The sequence below is a fragment of the Micrococcus sp. ACRRV genome (assembly GCF_022346985.1).
Classification (GTDB): Bacteria; Actinomycetota; Actinomycetes; order Actinomycetales; family Micrococcaceae; genus Micrococcus; species Micrococcus porci.
In genome coordinates this window covers 1-2,010 of record NZ_JAKRNH010000182.1, presented here as the reverse complement: position 1 = coordinate 2,010, position 2,010 = coordinate 1, and the positions used below count along the sequence as shown (strand labels likewise).

Annotated in this window: 2 protein-coding genes; one reads left to right on the top strand and one right to left on the bottom strand. The window is 78.4% G+C overall.

Features of this window, described 5'->3' with window-relative positions; all coding sequences use genetic code 11:
• The first annotated feature begins 117 nt into the window (after positions 1–117).
• Positions 118–1,215, top strand: coding sequence for a phosphotransferase (locus MHY29_RS11900; RefSeq protein WP_239241495.1), 1,098 nt, complete (start codon positions 118–120; stop codon positions 1,213–1,215).
• Here the strand turns inward: MHY29_RS11900 and MHY29_RS11895 are convergent.
• The coding region (locus MHY29_RS11895; RefSeq protein ID WP_239241493.1) for a PD-(D/E)XK nuclease family protein at positions 1,190–2,010 on the bottom strand (821 nt) is incomplete at its 5' end. The genes MHY29_RS11900 and MHY29_RS11895 overlap by 26 nt on opposite strands.

Genomic DNA, 2,010 nt, shown 5'->3' with positions numbered 1-2,010 from the left:
GGCATGGCCCCCACGGTAGGCCCGTGCCCCGCGCGGCGGACACCCGTGTCCGGCCGGTCGGGGCCCGGACCGGTGCGCCCCCGGGCGTCCCCGGCGTTCGCGGCCTAGGCTGGACGGGTGCATCGTCAGCCCCTCCGCCTCGCCGCCCTCGCCGCCGCCGCCGTGCCCGGCCTGACCCCCGTCTCCGTGGAGCGCAGCCCGGACGACTCGGCCGACGTCGCCGCCGCGCTCGTGGTGGACGACGCCGGCCAGCGCTGGCTGGTGCGCTCGCCGCGCTCCGCGGAGGCCGGCATCCGCCTCGAGACCGAGCTGCAGGTCCTCGCCGGCTTCGACCCGCACCTGCGCGCGGGGCTGCCGTTCCGCGTGCCCTCGGTGGCGGGCGCCGTGCGGATCGACGGGCTGCGCACCTTCGTCTACCAGGCCCTGCCCGGCGAGCCGGCCACGCTCGAGCAGATCGGCGGCCTCGGGGACGCGGCCGTCCAGGACCTGGGCCGCATCCTCGCCGCGCTGCACACGCTGCCCCTGACCGTGGTGGAGCAGGCGGACCTGCCGGTGTACACCGCGGACCATGTGCGCGAGCGGCACCTGACGGAGCTGGACCGGGCGGCGGCCACCGGGCAGGTGCCGCCGCGCCTGCTGCGCCGCTGGGAGGAGGCGCTCGAGGAGGCGGACCTCTGGGACTTCTCGCCGGTCCCGGTGCACGGGGACCTGCACGAGGACGGCCTCCTGGTGTCCCGCGGCCGCGTGGTGGGGGTGTCCGGGTGGACGGACCTGCACGTGGGCGACCCGGCGGATGACTTCGCCTGGCTGGCCGCCGCGGAGGACCCCGCCCTGCCCGAGCGCGTCCTGGCCGCCTACGCCGAGCGGCTGGACGCCGAGGGCGCGGCGGCCCCGGACGCGCACCTGCTGCGCCGCGGCGCGCTGCTGGCGGAGTTCGCGCTGGCGCGGTGGCTGCTGCGGGGCGTCGACCGCCACGACGCGGAGACGACCGCCGATGCGCGGGCCCTGCTCGCCGAGCTGGCCGAGGCCGTCGGCGTCGCGGAGTCCACGGCTCCGCAGGCCGCCCCGACGGCGGACAACGTGGTCGGGCTGCACGCCGCCCCCGACGACCGGGCCCCGGACTGGGACGAGGACGACGCGGACGGCGTCGTGGACGTCTCCGACGACGACGGCCGCGCCGGGGGCACCGTCAGCGTGCTGCGTCCGGTGGACTGACCTCGCCGGACGAGGTGGCGCCCGGGCCCGCGACGGCCGCGGTGACGATCGCCTCCAGCTCCTCCTCCCCGGGCAGGTCGTCGAAGACCCGCTCCTGGCCCGCGGCCACGTACACGAAGCTCGCCCGGATGCGCTCCAGGGGGATGCCGTGCAGGCGGGACCACGCCAGGCGGTAGACCGCCAGCTGCAGGGCCTTGCGGCGCAGCTCCGCCCCGCCCGGCACGCGGCCGGTCTTCCAGTCGACCAGCTCCCAGTCGGCCTCGGGGTCGAAGGGCATGCCCGGGCGGGCGCCCGTGCGGAACACGGCGTCGATGCGCCCGCGGAGGGTGATCCCGGCGAGAGTGGTCTCCACGGCGGTCTCGACGAACGCGGGCACCCGGTCGGCCCACCGGGAGGCGAGGAACCACTCCTGCATCGGCGCCAGGTCCAGGGCGTCCTCGACCCAGGCGTCGGCGGCGTCGTCGGACTCGTCGATGTCCAGCATGCCGGTGGCGTCGAAGCGCTGCTCGAGCCAGGCGTGGAAGGCGGTGCCGCGGCGGGCCGCGTGGGCCGGCGGCCGCGGCATGGGCCGGCGCAGCTGGTCCGCGACGGCCTGGGGGTCGGCCGCGAGCTCCCCGTAGAGGGACACCGAGAGGTGCTCCGGCAGGGCCACGCCGTCCGCGGCCGCGCCGACGCGCCGGCGGCGCAGCAGCACCCAGTCCAGCGCCCGCGCCAGGTCGGTGTCCTCGGCCAGGGCCGCGGGGTCCGCGGCGGCGACCTGGCGGGCGGCGTTCTCCACACGGGCCCGGCGGGGGC